Origin of the sequence: Zymobacter palmae, assembly GCF_003610015.1 — a bacterium.
Lineage (GTDB): Bacteria > Pseudomonadota > Gammaproteobacteria > Pseudomonadales > Halomonadaceae > Zymobacter > Zymobacter palmae.
The window spans coordinates 1311070-1326390 of record NZ_AP018933.1 but is presented as its reverse complement, the minus strand read 5'-3'; the positions used below and the strand labels follow the sequence as shown (position 1 = coordinate 1326390).

Here is a 15321-nt window from a genome sequence, read left to right as displayed (position 1 = left end):
TCACCCGCTACGGCGGGTGTTTTTGTATCTGTGCAATGAGATGCATATGAACACCAAGACCAATAAGACTAAGCAGATCCACACTGGCCACTGGACGGTGAAGAATGCTCGCGGTATTCGCGCCACCAACGGCAACACCTTCCCTGCCTTTGATCCGGACAAGCTGAAACAACTCATGCCCGGCTATCAGGCGTGGGACAACTGGCTCGTACGTGACGAAGATGGCTTCGTTGCTGATGTGAATGGCTTCCGTATCCTGATCGCACTGGTGCGTCCGGTCGGCAATGGCTTCGACAGCGGCGAACGCATCGCGTACTTCTACAGCGCTGACGGTGAGCACTATGTGCCGGGCGGCTTCCTGTACGGTGATCACAAGCTGTACGACGACATTCGTGAGTGGTCCGGCTCCACGATCCTGCGCGCTGACGGCAAGCTTCAGACGTTCTACACCTGTGCCTACGGTGCCGATATCGACGGCGTGTGGCAGACCGTCCAGCGTCTGGCGACGGCCATTCAGGAAGTCACTGTCGAAGGCGATAAGCTGACGATCGAAACCCCGACCTACCATGCACTGATGGGTGGTGTGTGCGAGCCGGATGGCTTCTACTACGAAACGCCTGCGCAGGCATCTGAGCGCGAAGCCAAGTGGCCGACCCGCCACCGCGTTAGCGTCGGTTCCGACCAGACAGAAAACAACTGCATGCGCGACCCGTTCTTCTACAAGGACAAGCGTACCGGCAAGCGTTATCTGGCATTCGAAGCAAATACAGGCGCAGGCTTCCACGCACCGGGCCACGTTCGAGCTGAGTACGTCAGCGCCAATGGGCTACCGAAGGAAGGTTTCGCACCGACCGAGGACATGCTGAAAGCCAACGGCTGCATCGGCATCATCGAGCTGACCGATGATGAAGGCACTTTCGGTCAGTTCCAGGCACCATGGCTGACGGCCAACCTCGTCACTGATGAGATCGAGCGCATCAACGTCGTTGATCACGATGGCCATGTCTACCTGTTCTGCGTCGGGCACGGCAATAAGAACGCCCTCAATATGGAAAACGCGGATCTGACCAACCGCGACTACATGTTAGGCTTCCGTGCGCCGTACTTCGGTGGGCCGCTGACACCGCTCAACGGCTCCGGTGTCGTGGTACAGCAGAAGTCCTATGGTGATGCCTATGCAGGCCAGATGGCGAACCAGCAGTATGTCTACAGCTGGCTGATCACGCCGACCCGCGATCAGAAGCTGGGCGTGTTCCCGTGCGTGTCTTATGCGAACTACTGCGATACGGGTAAGGGCGTAGAGGCAGTGATGAACGCGGGCCCGTCTGTTCGCATTGAGATCGACGGCCTCAAAACCCGCATCGTCGGCATGATGTACGACATCCAGCCTGCGCAGGTTGATGCCAGCCGCGAGGCTGACAAAGGCTCTGCCACCGAGCACGGCTATGCCTAAGGCGTAGCATAAAAAAAACCTGCCATCTCCCCTAAGGGCGGTGGCAGGTTGTGTATGCAGTAGTCACTTAAGAGCGTTCTAACTCACGCAAAGCAGCTTGAGCTAGAAAACCAGATCGCGTTCTATAGGCAGCGTTCTTGGCCACCGTGTCATCAATGCGACGAATAACACGTTCGGGCAGTGAGACGTTGATTTTTTGGCTTTTGCCGAGGTAACGCGATATATCAATGTCCACTACAGCCCATACCCAGCCTTTGTAGGCCGGATTATCGCAGTGAGCATCGACAGCGCTTGCCCGTGGGATGTCATCACCAAACTCAGCCAACGTTTCCAAGTGCCCTTCGATGGCTTCCTTGGCGTTGCGTAGAGCGTCATCAAACGAGTCACCCGCAGAGAAGCAGCCGGGTATATCGGGAACGGCAACGCTATGTGCATGCTTTTCGTCTCCACGCTCAATTGCAATGGGATACAGCATGGAAGTTCCTCCTTCACGTACGGGGACCGACCTCATGCGAGGCCGGCGCTTTTTCTAATCGCCCTAACAAGACCTATCTGCAATTCCTTTTTAGGATGGGGCACGGTCACTGTGCCGGGCTTGCTTGGGTGCCTGAAGTGATGGTGGCTGCCTTTGATTCGAACACAGTACCAGCCATCTTTTTCAAGCTCTTTGATCACATCACTGCTTTTCACCTCCGGCTCCTTGCAACCAATGCAAAGCAATATTAACCCCAACAACCCCAAATATACAACCTAAAAATAACCCCAGAGTTATAAAAATATGTTTGCGCCTCGACTTCGGTCGGGGCGTTTTCGTATGCGCCATGCCCGGCGCACATCAACACAGAGCTTTTCAGAAAGGGCCTTGGAGAACGTCGGCAATAGCTGGCGAGCTTCTCTGTGGACCGACGTTCTGGGCAACAAGGCTCTTTACTCAAAAGGTGCGCAACTCATGAGCAACATCATTCCGTTCCAATACGGAGATATGACTATCCGCTTCAACACTGAGGGCTGGATCAACGCCACGGAAATTGCCAAGGCGTACGGAAAACGCCTTGACCACTGGCTGGAAAACAAAGAGACACAAAGCTATCTCAAGGCAATTGGGAAGTATCTAAATACCCCTGATTCCGGGGATTTGATTCAAGCGCGCCGCGGTAATGGTGGTGGCACATGGCTGCACCCCAAGTTAGCAGTCGTATTCGCCCGCTGGCTGGATGTGGATTTCGCGGTTTGGTGTGACTTGCAGGTCGATGCTCTGATACGCGGAGACTCCAGCCTCAAGCAACAGTACGACTTGGCTCTCAAAGCACTGCAGGAAGGAAAAGAGGCAGCCAGCTTCTTCGGCAAAGGCCTGAACTCATGGAAGCGCACCAAGCCAGAGCTCGAACATCGCGTTCAAAAGATCATCGATAAGATGCAGATGAATTTGCCTTTCAGCATAGGCGCCCCAATTCAGGGATGCCTATGCAGGTGCACTGCTCCTCATCAAACATAGAAAATCAGCAGTTCACCAACCTCCTTTAAGGGCGTTTAGGTTAAACCTTGAAGCGTAGCCTGCATGATCTCACGAACAATTTTTACTCGATCTTGCACATTATTGGCTTGCGCCACCCTATCATCGATAAAACCTTTCGCTATCTTGTCAGTGCCTTTTTTACCATTCACTGCAAGCAGACGCGCTAGACATTCGATGCAGGCATCCTCATGCCTAGCCTCGCTGTTATTTAGTGCGATTATGGCCTGCCTCGCCAATACATGCCCTAGGTTCTTCCCATTAGGAATGCTGTGGGATGCGTCGTGCTCAATAATTGCTGGTGATCGGATGCCATTCTCCAGCTTGCTTATAAGCATAGAAAATATATCACGCTGGTCGCCGCTGATGATTGGAGTAGGGTGCATAGAACAAACCTATCTGTATCGAAAGGCCTGTTGAGGCCTAGACTGATTGGGAGGCTATTCGCATGCCTTTAAGGCTAGCGCGCCCCATTCGTAAGATCGCTGAGAAACACGGTGTGCCGGATACCGTTGTTCGCAAACGAGCCAAGATGGAATCTTGGGTTTGCAGCGGAGGTTTGCAACTAGTTTGTAGATGTAAAATTTCCCCCTCCCTTCTGGAAATCCTTTTCCGCGCCAGTCCCACCGCCGCCCGGCGGTATTTTTTTGCCCAAAGATAAGGAATCAGCCATGGCCATGCGCTGGACATGCCCAGAGTGCGGCGAGTCATGCCGTATTCGTAGTAGCAAACAACCCGTGAAGGATCTGCGCTTCGTATTCCTGCAATGCAATGACATCCAATGCGGATGGCGTGGCAAAGGTACCTTCGAGATCGTTGAGTCGTACTCGGCCAAGAAGATCGCATAACAGGAGAAGCATGGCATGGCAGAGCCGGACTGGGGGGCCATACAGCTGGCCTACGAGGCCGGCACACCCTACCGGGAGATAGCCGACCAACACGGCGTGTCTGAGTCGTACGTCCGCAAGGTAGGGAAGCAACAGGAATGGAATAGGCCCGCCAAAGCATCAAAAGGCCGGGGGCGCAAAGCCAGTACGCAATCGGTGCGCACCGATACCAATGCGCACTCATGCGCACCACAGGTTGAGCACTCCGTACTGGAGGCCGCAGACGACATTCAGACGGCCTATGGCATTACGCCTCGAGCCGCATCGTTCGTGGTTGAGTACATGAAGGATCGCAACGGCACCCAAGCAGCGCTACGTGCTGGATATGCGGAGTCAGGTGCATCGGTACAGGCTAGCCGGCTATTAGCGAATGCTAAGGTCCGCCGGGCGGTTGATGAGCAGATACAAGCCCAGACCGCTCGCACTCTGATAGGACAGGACTGGGTGCTGGGGCAATGGGCAGCTATCGCTACTGCAGACGTGTCCGAGCTGACGCAGGTGCGCCGCGGGTGCTGCCGTCACTGTCATGGCGTTGACCATGGGTACCAGTACATCGATGAAGCCGAACACCAAGCGGCAGAAGAACGTGCCGAGGCCAAGGGCTATGAGCTGCCACCCTTCGGGGGATACGGGTATACCGCCCACCAGCGACCCAATGCCGATTGCCCGATGTGCGGGGGTGAAGGTATGGCCCGCGTATATACGCCAGACACCCGCGACCTTTCTCCTGCTGCCCGCCTACTGCTGGACGGTATCGAGCAAACAAAGAACGGCATCAAGGTGACTACGCGTGACCGCGATGCGGCGCTGGATCGTATTGCCAAGCACTTGGGCATGCTCAGCAACAGCCGCGTAGAGCTTTCCGGACCAAACGGAGGGCCAATACAGCACGAGTACACCGCAGACGACTATCGGGCAGCACGCGAGAAGCTGCGCAACCGGATGAGACCCGATCATGAGTGACAACATGCTGCTTGAGTGGGACGAGTTGGACTTTCCGATGCGGGTGGCAATCGCAGAAGAATCACTGACCTCGTTTCTGTCATTCGTGCAACTGTGGTTCGAACTCATCCAGGGCGATCGCCTACTGGTCAACTGGCACCACCAGTACATGGCTGCCACGATTGATGACCTGATCGCGGGAAAGCTGAACCCTCGCAACGTCATCATCAACATCCCGCCAGGCGGTACAAAGACTGAGTTCTTCTCCATCCACCTGCCAGCGTATCTGAACACGCTCGTGCAAGAAGGCGCTCTGCAGCGCTTTCGCAACCTGAACATCTCCTACGCTGACTCACTCGTGAAGCGCAACAGCCGCCGGACGCGCGATATCATCGCAAGCCGCGAGTATCAGGCGCTATGGCCCTGCAAATTCGGTGTCAATCAGGCCGAAGAGTGGGAAGTGTTCAATGCACTGGGCCGTAGCATCGCACAGACGATATCGAAGTCAGCCGGTGGCCAGATTACTGGCGGACGTGGTGGCTACATTGGCCCGGCGTACTCCGGACACATCATGCTCGACGACTTCAACAAGCCCGTCGACATGTTCAGCGAGACTAAGCGTCAGGCTGCCAACAGCATGCTGACGAACACGATCCGATCGCGCCGAAACGATAAGAGCAAGGATCACCCTACCCCGATCATCAGCATCCAGCAGCGCCTGCACACTGACGATGCTACGGGCTTCATGCTGTCCGGTGGCATGGGGATGCGCTTTCATCACATCAGCATCCCCGCATTGATCAATCGTGAATACCTCGACAGTTTGCCCAAGCGCTGGCGTGATGCCTGCTGGAACTGCATTAAGGACAGTGAAAGCCGGATCGTGGGCGGGGTTGAGTACTGGTCGTACTGGCCGGAAACCGAACACATCGACGACCTGATTGCGCTGTGGGAGAAAGACCCCTACACGTTCTGGTCGCAGTACATGCAGAAGCCGCAAAAGCTGACCGGCGGCATATTCCAGACTGATTGGTTTCAGACCTACACGACCCTTCCCCGACTCAAATACCGCGCCATCTTCGTCGATACGAACAGCGGCAAGGTCAACGATTACAACGACTATACGGTGTTCACTTTGGTGGGCGTGGGCGTTGACGACAACCTGTACATCATCGAAGTAGAACGAGGAAAGTGGGACCCGGAGGAGCTGCTGACAAAGGCCATCGAGCTGTTCGAGAAGTGGTCCCCCTACGACCCGCGCAACCCCGCACCGATTCGCTACATGGGCATCGAGGACAAACAGGCCGGTCAAGGGCTGATTACGACGCTCAAGAAGCGCCGTGGCGCCATCGCAGTTGAGGAAATCCCCCGCGGTGCCGGCGAGAACAAGCTGGTGCGCGCACTGAATAGCGTGCCGCAGATCAAGAGCGGTCGCGTCTTCGTGCCAGCAACACACGATGCTGACGGCAAGCCGATCCACATCACTCATTACGCCGACGGTAGGCAAGCAGGCAGTACGACATGGATGATCGCCGCGATGGCTGAGTTCGAAGGCTTTTCGGCGGACGACAGTCACGATCACGATGACATTGTGGATACGTGGATGGACGCCATCAGCCGCTGCCTGATCGATGATGACGGTGCCGCCGACTTCTCAGGATGGTGATCATGAACACAGACGATGAGCAATACGGTCGCCCCGAGTGGCGGCCCATCTGGATCGTGCGTTTTGAGCCCACGCGCTTTAACGCCGACTGGATCAGTGATCGTCGATCGCGCATGAAGCCACCCTTATGGCGATTCACGGCTGACCCTAACTACGCGCCTACCCTGTGGGACGAACAGCGCACCACGCAGCTCCTGCAATGGAAAAAGCTGTACGTTGCTCGGTTGGAGAGCCTGTGCTTTCCCGCCGAGTGGAAACTGCTAGCCCGTGCGCCCGCCGATCCTGATCAACCTCCAGCGGACTACGACCGCAACATTGACGGCACCATCGTCACGATCAACCCCGCAGATGCGGACTTTCTCACTCCGCCCCCACGCACCGCTGGCCTTCAGCGGCTCAATGAGGGCACCTATTAAGCAACGGAGTCACCGCCATGACGGATGCAAAGCCCCGTTTCCGTCAGCAGCAAGACGGCACGTTCACAATGCGCACCAGCGATGGCCTGCAAAACGTCATCACTGGGATGGGTACCGAACGCGACAGCACGCAGGCACACCGCTTCGTGTTCTCGAACAACTACCAGGACTGGACACAGTTTGAAGCGGCCTTTGTCGAGAACTGGCTGGCCCGTAAGTCGGTCATTATCCCGGTCGAAGACTCAACCCGCGAGTGGCGCGAGATACAGCACGAAGAGGCCGCAGCGATTGCTCAAGAGGAAGAGCGCGCAGGCCTGCAGCAAGTCATTCAGCGCGCTTTCATTGATGCAGGCATTTATGGTGGCGCCATCATTGTCATGCTGACCGACCAGCCACTGGATGCCCCGCTGGACGTCACCAAGATCGGTAAAGGCGGCCTCAAAGGGCTGCGTGTCTTCGACCGCACGTACGTCTCAGCGGTCGATATCAATATGACCGATGTGCTCGCTGGCAATTACATGCTGCCAAACACTTATACGCTCAACGGCGGTACTCAGAACGTGCACCACTCGCATGTAATCCGAGTGCCAGGGGCCGAGCTGCCGATGCGTTTGCGCGCCCTCAACGGCTGGTGGGATGACTCACAGCTACGACGGTGCCTGACCGATATCAAGAACGCTGCCGCCTCAAATGCCGGTATCGCTGCACTGATACAGCAGGCCAACGTCGATATTATCAACAAGAAGGGGCTGTACAACGCCATTGCGGCCGGTGATCAGGATGAGCAAATCGCCAGCCGCTACCGCAAGTTCAACCTGATGAAGTCGCTGTACGGCCTTGGGCTTCTTGATGATAACGAAGAGTACTCGCGCAACCAGATATCGTTCGGCGGCCTCTCTGACGTGATGCGCGCGATGATGGAATGGGCCTCAGGTGCCGTGGGCATCCCGATCACACGGCTATTCGGCGTGCAGGCTAAAGGGCTAGGCAACGACACTGCCGGCGATCAAGCCAACTACTTCAACGACATCCGATCAGGCCAAAACGGGCGTTACAAGCGCGCACTGCGTCAGCTTGACGAGGTGCTGGTGCGTTCAGCACTCGGACACATGCCCGATGACTATGCGTGGCACTGGCTCCCGCTTGAGCAGATGAACCCGAACGACGTGGCACAGCGACAGAAGACTCAAGCCGAGAAGGACGAGATTCGCCTCAACCAAGGCGTGCCGCTCAGCGCGGTACTGCGCCGCCTGCAGTCCGAAGGCGAGTACGACATCAGCGACGAGCAGATTGAGCAGGAGGAGCGCAATGAAGAAGCCGAACGACAAGGCGAAGCGGCTGGCCGTCCTGCGCCGGAGGTTGAAGAGGAAGACGAAACGTAAGGTCATACGCCCAACACGCAAGGCTGAGCGAGCGTATATCGCGGGTCTACGCGACATCGTCACTGATCTGGCCAAGCTTGTGAACAGGTCACTAATGCCATGGCTACACCAGCGCTACACCCCGTGGGAAGCGCCACAGGCCGATCATCCGCTGTCGTTTACCGACGACTTCACGACACGGCTAAACCAGCTGCGCGAGAGCTATGCCTGGTACGGCCAAGATGCTCCGCTACTGCTTCCGGACACTTCCACCACTGGTGCACCGCCAGCACCACCCGCCCCGCCTGCACATACTGCCCGCTCTAGTGCAGGTAGCGATGCCCCTTTCGGCCAGCAGATCAGACGCCTTGCAGAAGCCAAGATCAACGTCGCCGCTGCCGAAGGTACCGAAGCTGTGCGCCAGCAGGTCAACGCGGCTGTCGGTGTCGACCTAGGGGCAGTGATGCGACAGGAGCAGCTGACCGACTACGTGGCCGCAGCAGTGCAGGAGAACGTCTCGCTGATCCGCACTATCCCCGATCGCTTCTTTGGTGACATTGAACGCAAGGTACTGGACGGCTACCGCTCGGGCCGATCGCTCAAGCGACTCGCGCAGGACATTCAAGGCGTCTACTCACAATCGGACTTCAACGCACAACGCATCGCGCGCGATCAGATCAGCAAGATCACCAGTGACGTGATGATTAGGCGCATGAAGGACGCAGGCGTTGAGCGATTCCGCTGGAGCACATCAGCCGATGAGCGTGTGACCGGTAATCCAGCAGGACGTTACCCTAACGCGAAGGTGAAATGCTGGGCCATTGCGCATCGCGACATTGGCTACGGCCCCGGCGTCTATCTCCTATCAGAAGGTGCCGAGGTCAACGGCGAGAAAGGCGTCTACCCCGGCCGAGCACATATTGCTGACCGCTGCATCGCGGTCGCCCTGTTCCCTGGCATCGACTACATACCCTGGGACGAGTAGCACACCCCCTATCAATGACCATGCCCGCCCAGTGCGGGCATTTCTGTATCTGGATACCCCTATGCACATCCGATTCGCCGATCGCGCCACAGTGGGCAAGGTCAGCCAACGCGTAGTGCTCGACAACGGGTACATGCAAGTGCCAGGCAAAGTGGCTCGCGCGGGCCTGCAGCGCTACGTCGGGGCTGACTTCCTGCCAGCAGACCTCGCCGCAATCGAGCAGCAGCACGGCAGGACCATTGGTCCCCTTGATCCGATCATCATCTACCGCCCGCCGGAGCTCGTTTTCGACCCAGCGACCATGGCGGCCTTCGACAACGTCGACGTGATCATTGACCACACCGCCGCCAACTTCGTCGACACGCAGACGTATGAAAGCGACAGCGTTGGCCATGCCATTTCTGCCGGACGGCAGGAAGGCGACTGGATGGTCGTTGACCTGCTCATCAAGGCACAGCGAGCAATCGATGCGATTGGCCGCGGCAAGACGGCCCTCTCCGCCGGCTATGACGGCCAATACCGCTACGCTCCCGGCACCACTCCTGATGGTCAGCACTACGACCTCATCCTCACCAGCATCAAACCGAATCACATCGCCTTGTGCGATATCGCCAGAGCCGGCCCCGCTGCACGGCTCGCAGACAGTCAATCCACCGGAGTACTCCCCATGAAGATCCGCCTTGCGGACGGCACGTCCGTTGACGTTGCCGACGAAAACGCACGCACGCTGATCCAGCGTGAACTCGACAGTGCTGCGCAATCCGCGCAGGCAGCACAGCAAGAAGCCAGCCAAGCCGCAGCAGAGCGTGACGCGCTCAAAGACGAGAATGAAAAGCTGCAGGCGCGCACGTCTGACAGCGCTATCGCTGCACGCGTACAAGAAGTAACCGCCGTTCAGCACGATGCTGCGCAGCTGACCGGTCGTGTGGCCGACAGCGCCAGCATTGACCCGCATGCGATCCGCGCCCAGGCACTCGACCAGATGGGCATTAAATGCCGCTATGCCGACAGCTGGCAGAACGCCGATCCCGCTCGCACCGAAGCGCGCTTTGATGCCGAACTCGAAAAGAAACAGGCTGAGCAGGAGCAACAAAACACTGTGGCTGCGAAGACCGCTGACTCCCTACGCAACCTCGGTAACGATGCCGCGAACTCCGTCGCACACCATACCAGTAGCCCGGATCAGGCCCGCCGCGCTGCACGTGATCAGTACTTCAACCGCCTGAAGGGAGGTGCCCAATAATGGCTATTTCACAGAACGAGTTCTCGATCTACCCAGGACAGGCCTACGAAGGCCAAATCGCGACACTGGACCGCCCGCGTGTGAACTCAGGCATTGCCGACGACACGGTATGGTTCGGTCGTGCTGTGGTACGCGGTGCTGCTGGCCGCGCAGTGAAGGCGTTCACCAAGGACAGCAAAGCCGCCGACATGGTCGGCGTCAGCGTGCGTCATGCCGCGGCGATGAGCTACGACGGCCCGAATACAGGCAACGGCGCATCGGCAATGAAGTCTGGTTACTTCAAGGGCCAGCACGTCAGCTACCTGCGCGACGGTGCGATCCGCGTGCTGTGTGTTGACGGCGCCAAGGCTGGCGACACTGTTTCCATCATCAACGAAGACGGCGACAACCTCGGCCGCTTCACTCACGGTAAGGGCATTGAGCTGAACTGCGTCAAGTGGCGCGACACCGTGCCCGCTGGCGGCATGGGCTGGATCGAACTGTCCGGCACCCTCTCCGTATCTGCCACACCTGCATAACAACAAGGAAAACCACTATGCGCTTTGCTGATTCTTCCATTAGCTCGGCCTTCGGCTTCTTGAGCTCCAACCTCGCGCACATTGAGTCCGAGGTCTACGCCATTGAATACCCCGAGTACAAGTATTCGAAGTTCGTGCCGATCGACGACACTGCGCCAGCTTATAGCCCGCAGGTCGTACGTCGCGTCATCGACTACCGCGGTGGCCTGAAACCACGCAGCCCTTACGGCACCGACGTCCCGACCTCGGATGTCGCTCAGAAGGCCGAGTTCAAGGACATCCACACGTTCCAGAACGGCTACCAGTTCACGATTGAAGAGCTGGAACAAGCGCGTCTGGGCATGGTCACGCTGGATACCGAGCGCGCGCAGGCGGTGCGCGCCACGTCCGAGGCCAGCACTAACCAGATCATGCTGCTGGGCGCGTTGAAGGACGATGATGGCGTTACCGACCTCGCACTGGTCGGTGAAGGCCTGTTCACCAGCCCCAGCGTTCCTGTCAGCACCTCAGCGGGCAAGATTGAAGAGATCGTGTCCGCTGGTGGCGAGAAAATGGCTCAAGCGGTGCTCAACATCTTCAATGCCGCGTACAACAGCGTCTACCTCGATCAGACAAAGACAGTGCACAAGCCGAACACGTTCGCGATGCCGTCTTCGACGCTGCGGCTACTGGGCTCGACGCTGCTCGGGCCGAACAACGGCAGCAACTTCACGCTGCTGCAGTTCTTGAAGGCCAACTACCCGGACGTCGACTTCGACGATGACATCCAGCTCGAGCATGCCGGCACTGCCGGCGCACGCCGCATGATCTGCTACAAGAAAGACAAACGCATCGTACGTGGCCATATGCCGATGCCGCTGACGTTCCAAGCGATCGAAGGCCCGAACAACATGGCGTTCTACGTTCCAGCGATGTGCCGTACTGGCGGCGTCGAGTGGCGTGTACCGAAGGCGGCGAACTACGTCGACGGTATCTGATTGTTTAACCTTACAAGGGGGCTTCGGCCCCCTTTATCGTCTGGAGTTGCCATGAAAATCCTCAACATGCACACCGCCGCACTGCACGTATCTGGACCTGCTGGCGAGCGCTTTATGATCGCCCCCGGCCACAGTGAAGAGGTACCGGATGAGACCGATATTGCGCTGTTCTCTGCCGGTGGCCTGATCAACATTATCGAGCCGCCAGCACCTACGGATGAATCGGAGCCCGAACCCCAATCGGAGCCGGAGCAGTCTGACGACACAAAATCCAAGGGCAAAGGCAAAGGTGGCAAGAATGCAGATAACGCCGCAGGTGATCAGTGAGTTTCGGGATGACTACCCGGAGTTCGAAGACACGGCACGCTACACCGACGCGCTAGTACGCAAACTGCTGACGGAAGCAGATCACGAGACCGGCCAGCGCTGGGGTCAGTATGACGATGCGCAGCAGTCGCTGAAGCGCCGCGGCATGTTCGCGTTCGCCGCACATATGCTCGTGATGCGCACCGCTGCACAGCAGGTCTCAAAGGCCGGTGGCGTGGCCAGCGTGGTCGCACAGGTGTCTAGCAAACGCGTAGCGGATGAGTCTGTCTCGTATGCGATCGCAACGCCCGACTACGCTACTGCGACCGCCAACGGCTCGCTCGGTAATACCGTGTATGGGCAAGAGTTCATGCGCCTGCGCAGCCGCATCATTGGGCCGCTGATGATATGAAGATCAACACCGCCGGCCCCAACCTCGATGCGATGTTCTCGCGGCTCGATAAGCGATCCCAGCAGCTCAAGACTGACAAGCAACTGCTGGTCGGCGTCCCTGCCAGTGCGGGCACCGAAGAAGACGGCATGCCGCTGGCGCGGCTGGCGTATATCCACGAGTTCGGTGCGACGATTGATCATCCCAACGGGGCAAAGATCATAATCCCCGAGCGATCGTTCCTGCGGACGCCACTTAAGGCCAACCTGCCGAAGTATCGAAAGGCGTTCGAGTGGTTCGTAGGCCGAGCCCTCAACGGCAAGATCACTATGAACCAGGCGCTCTCACAGGCGGGGCTGATGATGGTCCGCGACTGCCAAGAAGCGATATCCCAAGGGATCGGGCCGCCGCTGGCACGCAGCACGATCGCACGCAAAGGCAGCAGTAAGCCGCTGGTCGACACTGGCCGACTGCGGCAAGCCATCACGTATCAAGTAACCAACGACGAGGAGTGACGGCATGAACGGCATCGATATGCAGTCGCTGATAGACCCGCCCTTCCGATCAACGCCAGCCGGTGACGTCTGGCTTATCCGGCAATCAGGCAACAGCGGCTACACCGGCCCCGGCGGGACATGGCAGGCAGCAAAAGCCGACCCTGTTCAATTGACCATGGTCAACATCCAGCCGCTCAAACCGCGCGAAGCCGAATCACTGATGACCGTGGGCGCCGCCGGTGTCAGTGCTCCCATCAGCGTCAACGACTGCCGCGTCGTGCATCTCAACGATGGAACCTATCTGCAGTGCGATGACGAAGCACAGGAAGCCGACATGCTGCGGTTCAGCGACGGCTTGCAGATGCGCGAGTGGCGCGTCATCGCGGTTGACAACCGACCGTGGCACCACTTCTGCCGTGCCGTCGTGCAGCGCTACCGAGGGGCTGGCTAATGCGCTCGATCGACGAATGCTATGTGCCACTGCACGAGATGCTGTGCACCGTTCTGCAACTGCCTGCCGACCGCGTTATTCTCGCGAATCAAGGCCGTGGTGCCCCGCCGGGCACCGAAGCTTATGCAACGTACTGGCCTGAACCGATCCGCGCACACGGCTGGCCGATCGTCGATCAGGAGGATGTGTCCGCCGTCGAACCATACGACCCTGCACTGGGCGGCAGCTGGACCGATCTGCGACAGACCCTACGCGTCAATATGCTGCTGAGCGTGACCGTCAATGTGTACAACGCGGACGCACAGACACGCATCATGCGCCTCGTACACGCCCACTTTCGCCCTGACATCAGTAGTCTCCTGCACACGCACCGGCTCGGCTGGCAAAGCGTTAGCAACATCCGCAACCTGACCCACATTCTGCAAGCCGGCATCCAGCCACGCTTCAACATCGACATTGACCTGTGGTCCACGTTTGAAACCACTGTTGACGTGCTCCGCGCCGCTGGCGCGCCCTTCACTTTGCACGATACCGACAATCACATCATATCCAAGGGATAACCATGTCTATCGACATCTCCGATATTGCACCACTGAACCTGAACATCGGGTCCGGTGGCTTGACCGGTGCGAAGCATGCGTCAGCCGTGGCGTTCGCTGACCAGCTTGATCTGGCGTCGAATATTACGTTCGCAGCCGAGACGTACCGCGACTACACAAGCCTCGCGGCCGTCGCCACTGACTTTCTGAAGTCATCCGAGATCTACCAAATCGCGTCGCGCTGGTTCACAAACTGCACGGGCCAACCGGCGTTCAGCATCTACATGAAGAACAGCAGCGCTACGCCAGCCGACAACATGACGGGGTTTCTGCACCAGAAATACCGCTACTTTCAGCTGTTCAAGAACGGCGACCTAACGCGCGAGACCATCCCCGGGCTGGCGGCACTGTGCGAATCGGAACGACGCGGACTGCCACTGAACCTGACCGCTGCCGATGTGGTCGCCGCGGGTACAGATGACCTCGGCACGCTGGTACACGACCTGCAGTATCGCCACGTATTCCCAGCTTACCGGTCGGCAGCGACGATCGCGCAAGATGCTGGTCAGGCTTATGCGCACTACGCCACCATGGCTACGTTCAGCAAGTTTGACCCGGCGGGCGCCAATACGGCGATCGACACCGAGTACCAAGGGCTTTCTGGCATCATGCCGGACAACCTGTCGACAACTGCAGTCAATCTGCTGAAGAAAAAAGGCATCGCCTACTTCTCACGTGTCGCGTCTAGCGGCGAAGAATCGGAATGCTTGCCTTTGAATACGTGGTCCACGTCGCCCAATCAAGAAGCGATCGACGACGTGTTCAACATTGACGTGCTCGGCAACTATCTGCAAAACGCGGGCTTCAACTACCTAAAAGGCTCGGGGCGTAAACGCGCGCTTACCGTGCAAGGGTTCAGTGGCTACATCAGTGCCATCACTACCGTACTGAAGCAGTTCAACACTAACGGCGTGCTCGGAGAAGGCAACATCACCCATCCCAGCACGGGCGAAACGGTGTATCTGCAGAATGGCTTTTTGATCCTCAACGATGAGACAGAAGTGCTGTCACTAACCGCAGCCCAGCGTCACGCTCGCCAGTACCCGTCTCTCAACATCATCGTGCTGCTGGCCCGTTCTGGCCGTGTCGCACCGATCAACCTGAACGTGGAGTAAC

General features: G+C 58.0%; 20 protein-coding genes. 17 read left to right on the top strand and 3 right to left on the bottom strand.

The window, feature by feature from the left end; all coding sequences use genetic code 11:
• The first annotated feature begins 46 nt into the window (after positions 1–46).
• Positions 47–1453 (top strand): glycoside hydrolase family 68 protein, encoded by a 1407-nt coding sequence (locus ZBT109_RS05855; protein WP_027704790.1) that lies wholly within the window; start codon positions 47–49, stop codon positions 1451–1453.
• A gap of 67 nt (positions 1454–1520) precedes the next feature.
• Here ZBT109_RS05855 and ZBT109_RS05850 read toward each other — a convergent pair whose 3' ends face one another.
• Positions 1521–1928, bottom strand: coding sequence for a type II toxin-antitoxin system HicB family antitoxin (locus ZBT109_RS05850; RefSeq protein WP_027704791.1), 408 nt, complete (start codon positions 1926–1928; stop codon positions 1521–1523).
• 32 nt (positions 1929–1960) lie between these two features.
• On the bottom strand, positions 1961–2143 hold the full coding sequence (locus tag ZBT109_RS05845; protein ID WP_027704792.1) for a type II toxin-antitoxin system HicA family toxin: 183 nt from the start codon (positions 2141–2143) through the stop codon (positions 1961–1963).
• Between the two features lie 259 nt (positions 2144–2402).
• On the opposite strand from ZBT109_RS05845, the gene ZBT109_RS05840 reads away from it, so the two are divergent.
• Positions 2403–2948 (top strand): KilA-N domain-containing protein, encoded by a 546-nt coding sequence (locus tag ZBT109_RS05840; RefSeq protein WP_084261756.1) that lies wholly within the window; start codon positions 2403–2405, stop codon positions 2946–2948.
• A 35-nt stretch (positions 2949–2983) separates the two neighbouring features.
• Here ZBT109_RS05840 and ZBT109_RS05835 read toward each other — a convergent pair whose 3' ends face one another.
• Positions 2984–3352: a hypothetical protein gene (locus ZBT109_RS05835; protein ID WP_027704793.1), complete on the bottom strand. Its 369-nt coding sequence runs from the start codon at positions 3350–3352 to the stop codon at positions 2984–2986.
• 285 nt (positions 3353–3637) lie between these two features.
• On the opposite strand from ZBT109_RS05835, the gene ZBT109_RS05830 reads away from it, so the two are divergent.
• The 15 genes from ZBT109_RS05830 to ZBT109_RS05760 all read left to right on the top strand — a co-directional run bounded on the left by ZBT109_RS05830 (position 3638) and on the right by ZBT109_RS05760 (position 15320).
• The gene (locus tag ZBT109_RS05830; protein WP_084261757.1) at positions 3638–3814 is read left to right on the top strand and encodes an ogr/Delta-like zinc finger family protein; all 177 of its coding nucleotides are present in this window, start codon (positions 3638–3640) and stop codon (positions 3812–3814) included.
• Between the two features lie 15 nt (positions 3815–3829).
• Positions 3830–4816, top strand: a complete 987-nt coding sequence (locus ZBT109_RS05825) for a terminase small subunit (protein ID WP_051523722.1) — start codon at positions 3830–3832, stop codon at positions 4814–4816.
• Positions 4809–6461, top strand: coding sequence for a phage terminase large subunit (gene terL, locus ZBT109_RS05820; RefSeq protein ID WP_027704794.1), 1653 nt, complete (start codon positions 4809–4811; stop codon positions 6459–6461). Before ZBT109_RS05825 ends, terL begins: the two co-directional genes overlap by 8 nt.
• Before the next feature lie 2 nt (positions 6462–6463).
• Positions 6464–6877: a hypothetical protein gene (locus ZBT109_RS05815; protein WP_027704795.1), complete on the top strand. Its 414-nt coding sequence runs from the start codon at positions 6464–6466 to the stop codon at positions 6875–6877.
• A 17-nt stretch (positions 6878–6894) separates the two neighbouring features.
• The gene (locus tag ZBT109_RS05810; RefSeq protein WP_038277833.1) at positions 6895–8259 is read left to right on the top strand and encodes a DUF1073 domain-containing protein; all 1365 of its coding nucleotides are present in this window, start codon (positions 6895–6897) and stop codon (positions 8257–8259) included.
• Positions 8186–9223, top strand: coding sequence for a hypothetical protein (locus ZBT109_RS05805; RefSeq protein WP_145984488.1), 1038 nt, complete (start codon positions 8186–8188; stop codon positions 9221–9223). Before ZBT109_RS05810 ends, ZBT109_RS05805 begins: the two co-directional genes overlap by 74 nt.
• A gap of 61 nt (positions 9224–9284) precedes the next feature.
• The gene (locus tag ZBT109_RS05800; RefSeq protein WP_027704796.1) at positions 9285–10466 is read left to right on the top strand and encodes a DUF2213 domain-containing protein; all 1182 of its coding nucleotides are present in this window, start codon (positions 9285–9287) and stop codon (positions 10464–10466) included.
• Positions 10466–10984, top strand: coding sequence for a structural cement protein Gp24 (locus ZBT109_RS05795; RefSeq protein ID WP_027704797.1), 519 nt, complete (start codon positions 10466–10468; stop codon positions 10982–10984). Before ZBT109_RS05800 ends, ZBT109_RS05795 begins: the two co-directional genes overlap by 1 nt.
• 17 nt (positions 10985–11001) lie before the next feature.
• On the top strand, positions 11002–11961 hold the full coding sequence (locus ZBT109_RS05790; RefSeq protein ID WP_038277835.1) for a DUF2184 domain-containing protein: 960 nt from the start codon (positions 11002–11004) through the stop codon (positions 11959–11961).
• A gap of 51 nt (positions 11962–12012) precedes the next feature.
• Entirely contained in the window at positions 12013–12288 is a 276-nt protein-coding gene (locus tag ZBT109_RS05785; RefSeq protein ID WP_027704799.1) for a hypothetical protein, read from the top strand.
• The gene (locus ZBT109_RS05780; RefSeq protein WP_027704800.1) at positions 12260–12679 is read left to right on the top strand and encodes a DUF4054 domain-containing protein; all 420 of its coding nucleotides are present in this window, start codon (positions 12260–12262) and stop codon (positions 12677–12679) included. Before ZBT109_RS05785 ends, ZBT109_RS05780 begins: the two co-directional genes overlap by 29 nt.
• Entirely contained in the window at positions 12676–13173 is a 498-nt protein-coding gene (locus ZBT109_RS05775; RefSeq protein WP_027704801.1) for a phage virion morphogenesis protein, read from the top strand. The genes ZBT109_RS05780 and ZBT109_RS05775 overlap by 4 nt, the downstream gene beginning before the upstream one ends.
• A 4-nt stretch (positions 13174–13177) precedes the next feature.
• Positions 13178–13606, top strand: coding sequence for a hypothetical protein (locus tag ZBT109_RS05770; RefSeq protein WP_027704802.1), 429 nt, complete (start codon positions 13178–13180; stop codon positions 13604–13606).
• Entirely contained in the window at positions 13606–14166 is a 561-nt protein-coding gene (locus ZBT109_RS05765; protein WP_027704803.1) for a phage neck terminator protein, read from the top strand. The genes ZBT109_RS05770 and ZBT109_RS05765 overlap by 1 nt, the downstream gene beginning before the upstream one ends.
• Before the next feature lie 2 nt (positions 14167–14168).
• The gene (locus tag ZBT109_RS05760) at positions 14169–15320 is read left to right on the top strand and encodes a DUF3383 family protein (RefSeq protein WP_027704804.1); all 1152 of its coding nucleotides are present in this window, start codon (positions 14169–14171) and stop codon (positions 15318–15320) included.
• Position 15321: the final 1 nt, after the last annotated feature.

Bases quoted from the DNA above. Each gene is read 5' to 3' on its own strand.
- ZBT109_RS05805 (WP_145984488.1), top strand. From the start codon at position 8,186: ATGAAGAAGCCGAACGACAAGGCGAAGCGGCTGGCCGTCCTGCGCCGG.
- ZBT109_RS05765 (WP_027704803.1), top strand. From the start codon at position 13,606: ATGCGCTCGATCGACGAATGCTATGTGCCACTGCACGAGATGCTGTGC.
- ZBT109_RS05800 (WP_027704796.1), top strand. From the start codon at position 9,285: ATGCACATCCGATTCGCCGATCGCGCCACAGTGGGCAAGGTCAGCCAA.
- ZBT109_RS05825 (WP_051523722.1), top strand. From the start codon at position 3,830: ATGGCAGAGCCGGACTGGGGGGCCATACAGCTGGCCTACGAGGCCGGC.
- ZBT109_RS05775 (WP_027704801.1), top strand. From the start codon at position 12,676: ATGAAGATCAACACCGCCGGCCCCAACCTCGATGCGATGTTCTCGCGG.
- ZBT109_RS05810 (WP_038277833.1), top strand. From the start codon at position 6,895: ATGACGGATGCAAAGCCCCGTTTCCGTCAGCAGCAAGACGGCACGTTC.
- ZBT109_RS05760 (WP_027704804.1), top strand. From the start codon at position 14,169: ATGTCTATCGACATCTCCGATATTGCACCACTGAACCTGAACATCGGG.
- ZBT109_RS05855 (WP_027704790.1), top strand. From the start codon at position 47: ATGAACACCAAGACCAATAAGACTAAGCAGATCCACACTGGCCACTGG.
- ZBT109_RS05790 (WP_038277835.1), top strand. From the start codon at position 11,002: ATGCGCTTTGCTGATTCTTCCATTAGCTCGGCCTTCGGCTTCTTGAGC.
- ZBT109_RS05780 (WP_027704800.1), top strand. From the start codon at position 12,260: ATGCAGATAACGCCGCAGGTGATCAGTGAGTTTCGGGATGACTACCCG.
- ZBT109_RS05830 (WP_084261757.1), top strand. From the start codon at position 3,638: ATGGCCATGCGCTGGACATGCCCAGAGTGCGGCGAGTCATGCCGTATT.
- ZBT109_RS05815 (WP_027704795.1), top strand. From the start codon at position 6,464: ATGAACACAGACGATGAGCAATACGGTCGCCCCGAGTGGCGGCCCATC.
- ZBT109_RS05850 (WP_027704791.1), bottom strand. From the start codon at position 1,928: ATGCTGTATCCCATTGCAATTGAGCGTGGAGACGAAAAGCATGCACAT.
- terL (WP_027704794.1), top strand. From the start codon at position 4,809: ATGAGTGACAACATGCTGCTTGAGTGGGACGAGTTGGACTTTCCGATG.
- ZBT109_RS05840 (WP_084261756.1), top strand. From the start codon at position 2,403: ATGAGCAACATCATTCCGTTCCAATACGGAGATATGACTATCCGCTTC.
- ZBT109_RS05835 (WP_027704793.1), bottom strand. From the start codon at position 3,352: ATGCACCCTACTCCAATCATCAGCGGCGACCAGCGTGATATATTTTCT.
- ZBT109_RS05795 (WP_027704797.1), top strand. From the start codon at position 10,466: ATGGCTATTTCACAGAACGAGTTCTCGATCTACCCAGGACAGGCCTAC.
- ZBT109_RS05785 (WP_027704799.1), top strand. From the start codon at position 12,013: ATGAAAATCCTCAACATGCACACCGCCGCACTGCACGTATCTGGACCT.
- ZBT109_RS05770 (WP_027704802.1), top strand. From the start codon at position 13,178: ATGAACGGCATCGATATGCAGTCGCTGATAGACCCGCCCTTCCGATCA.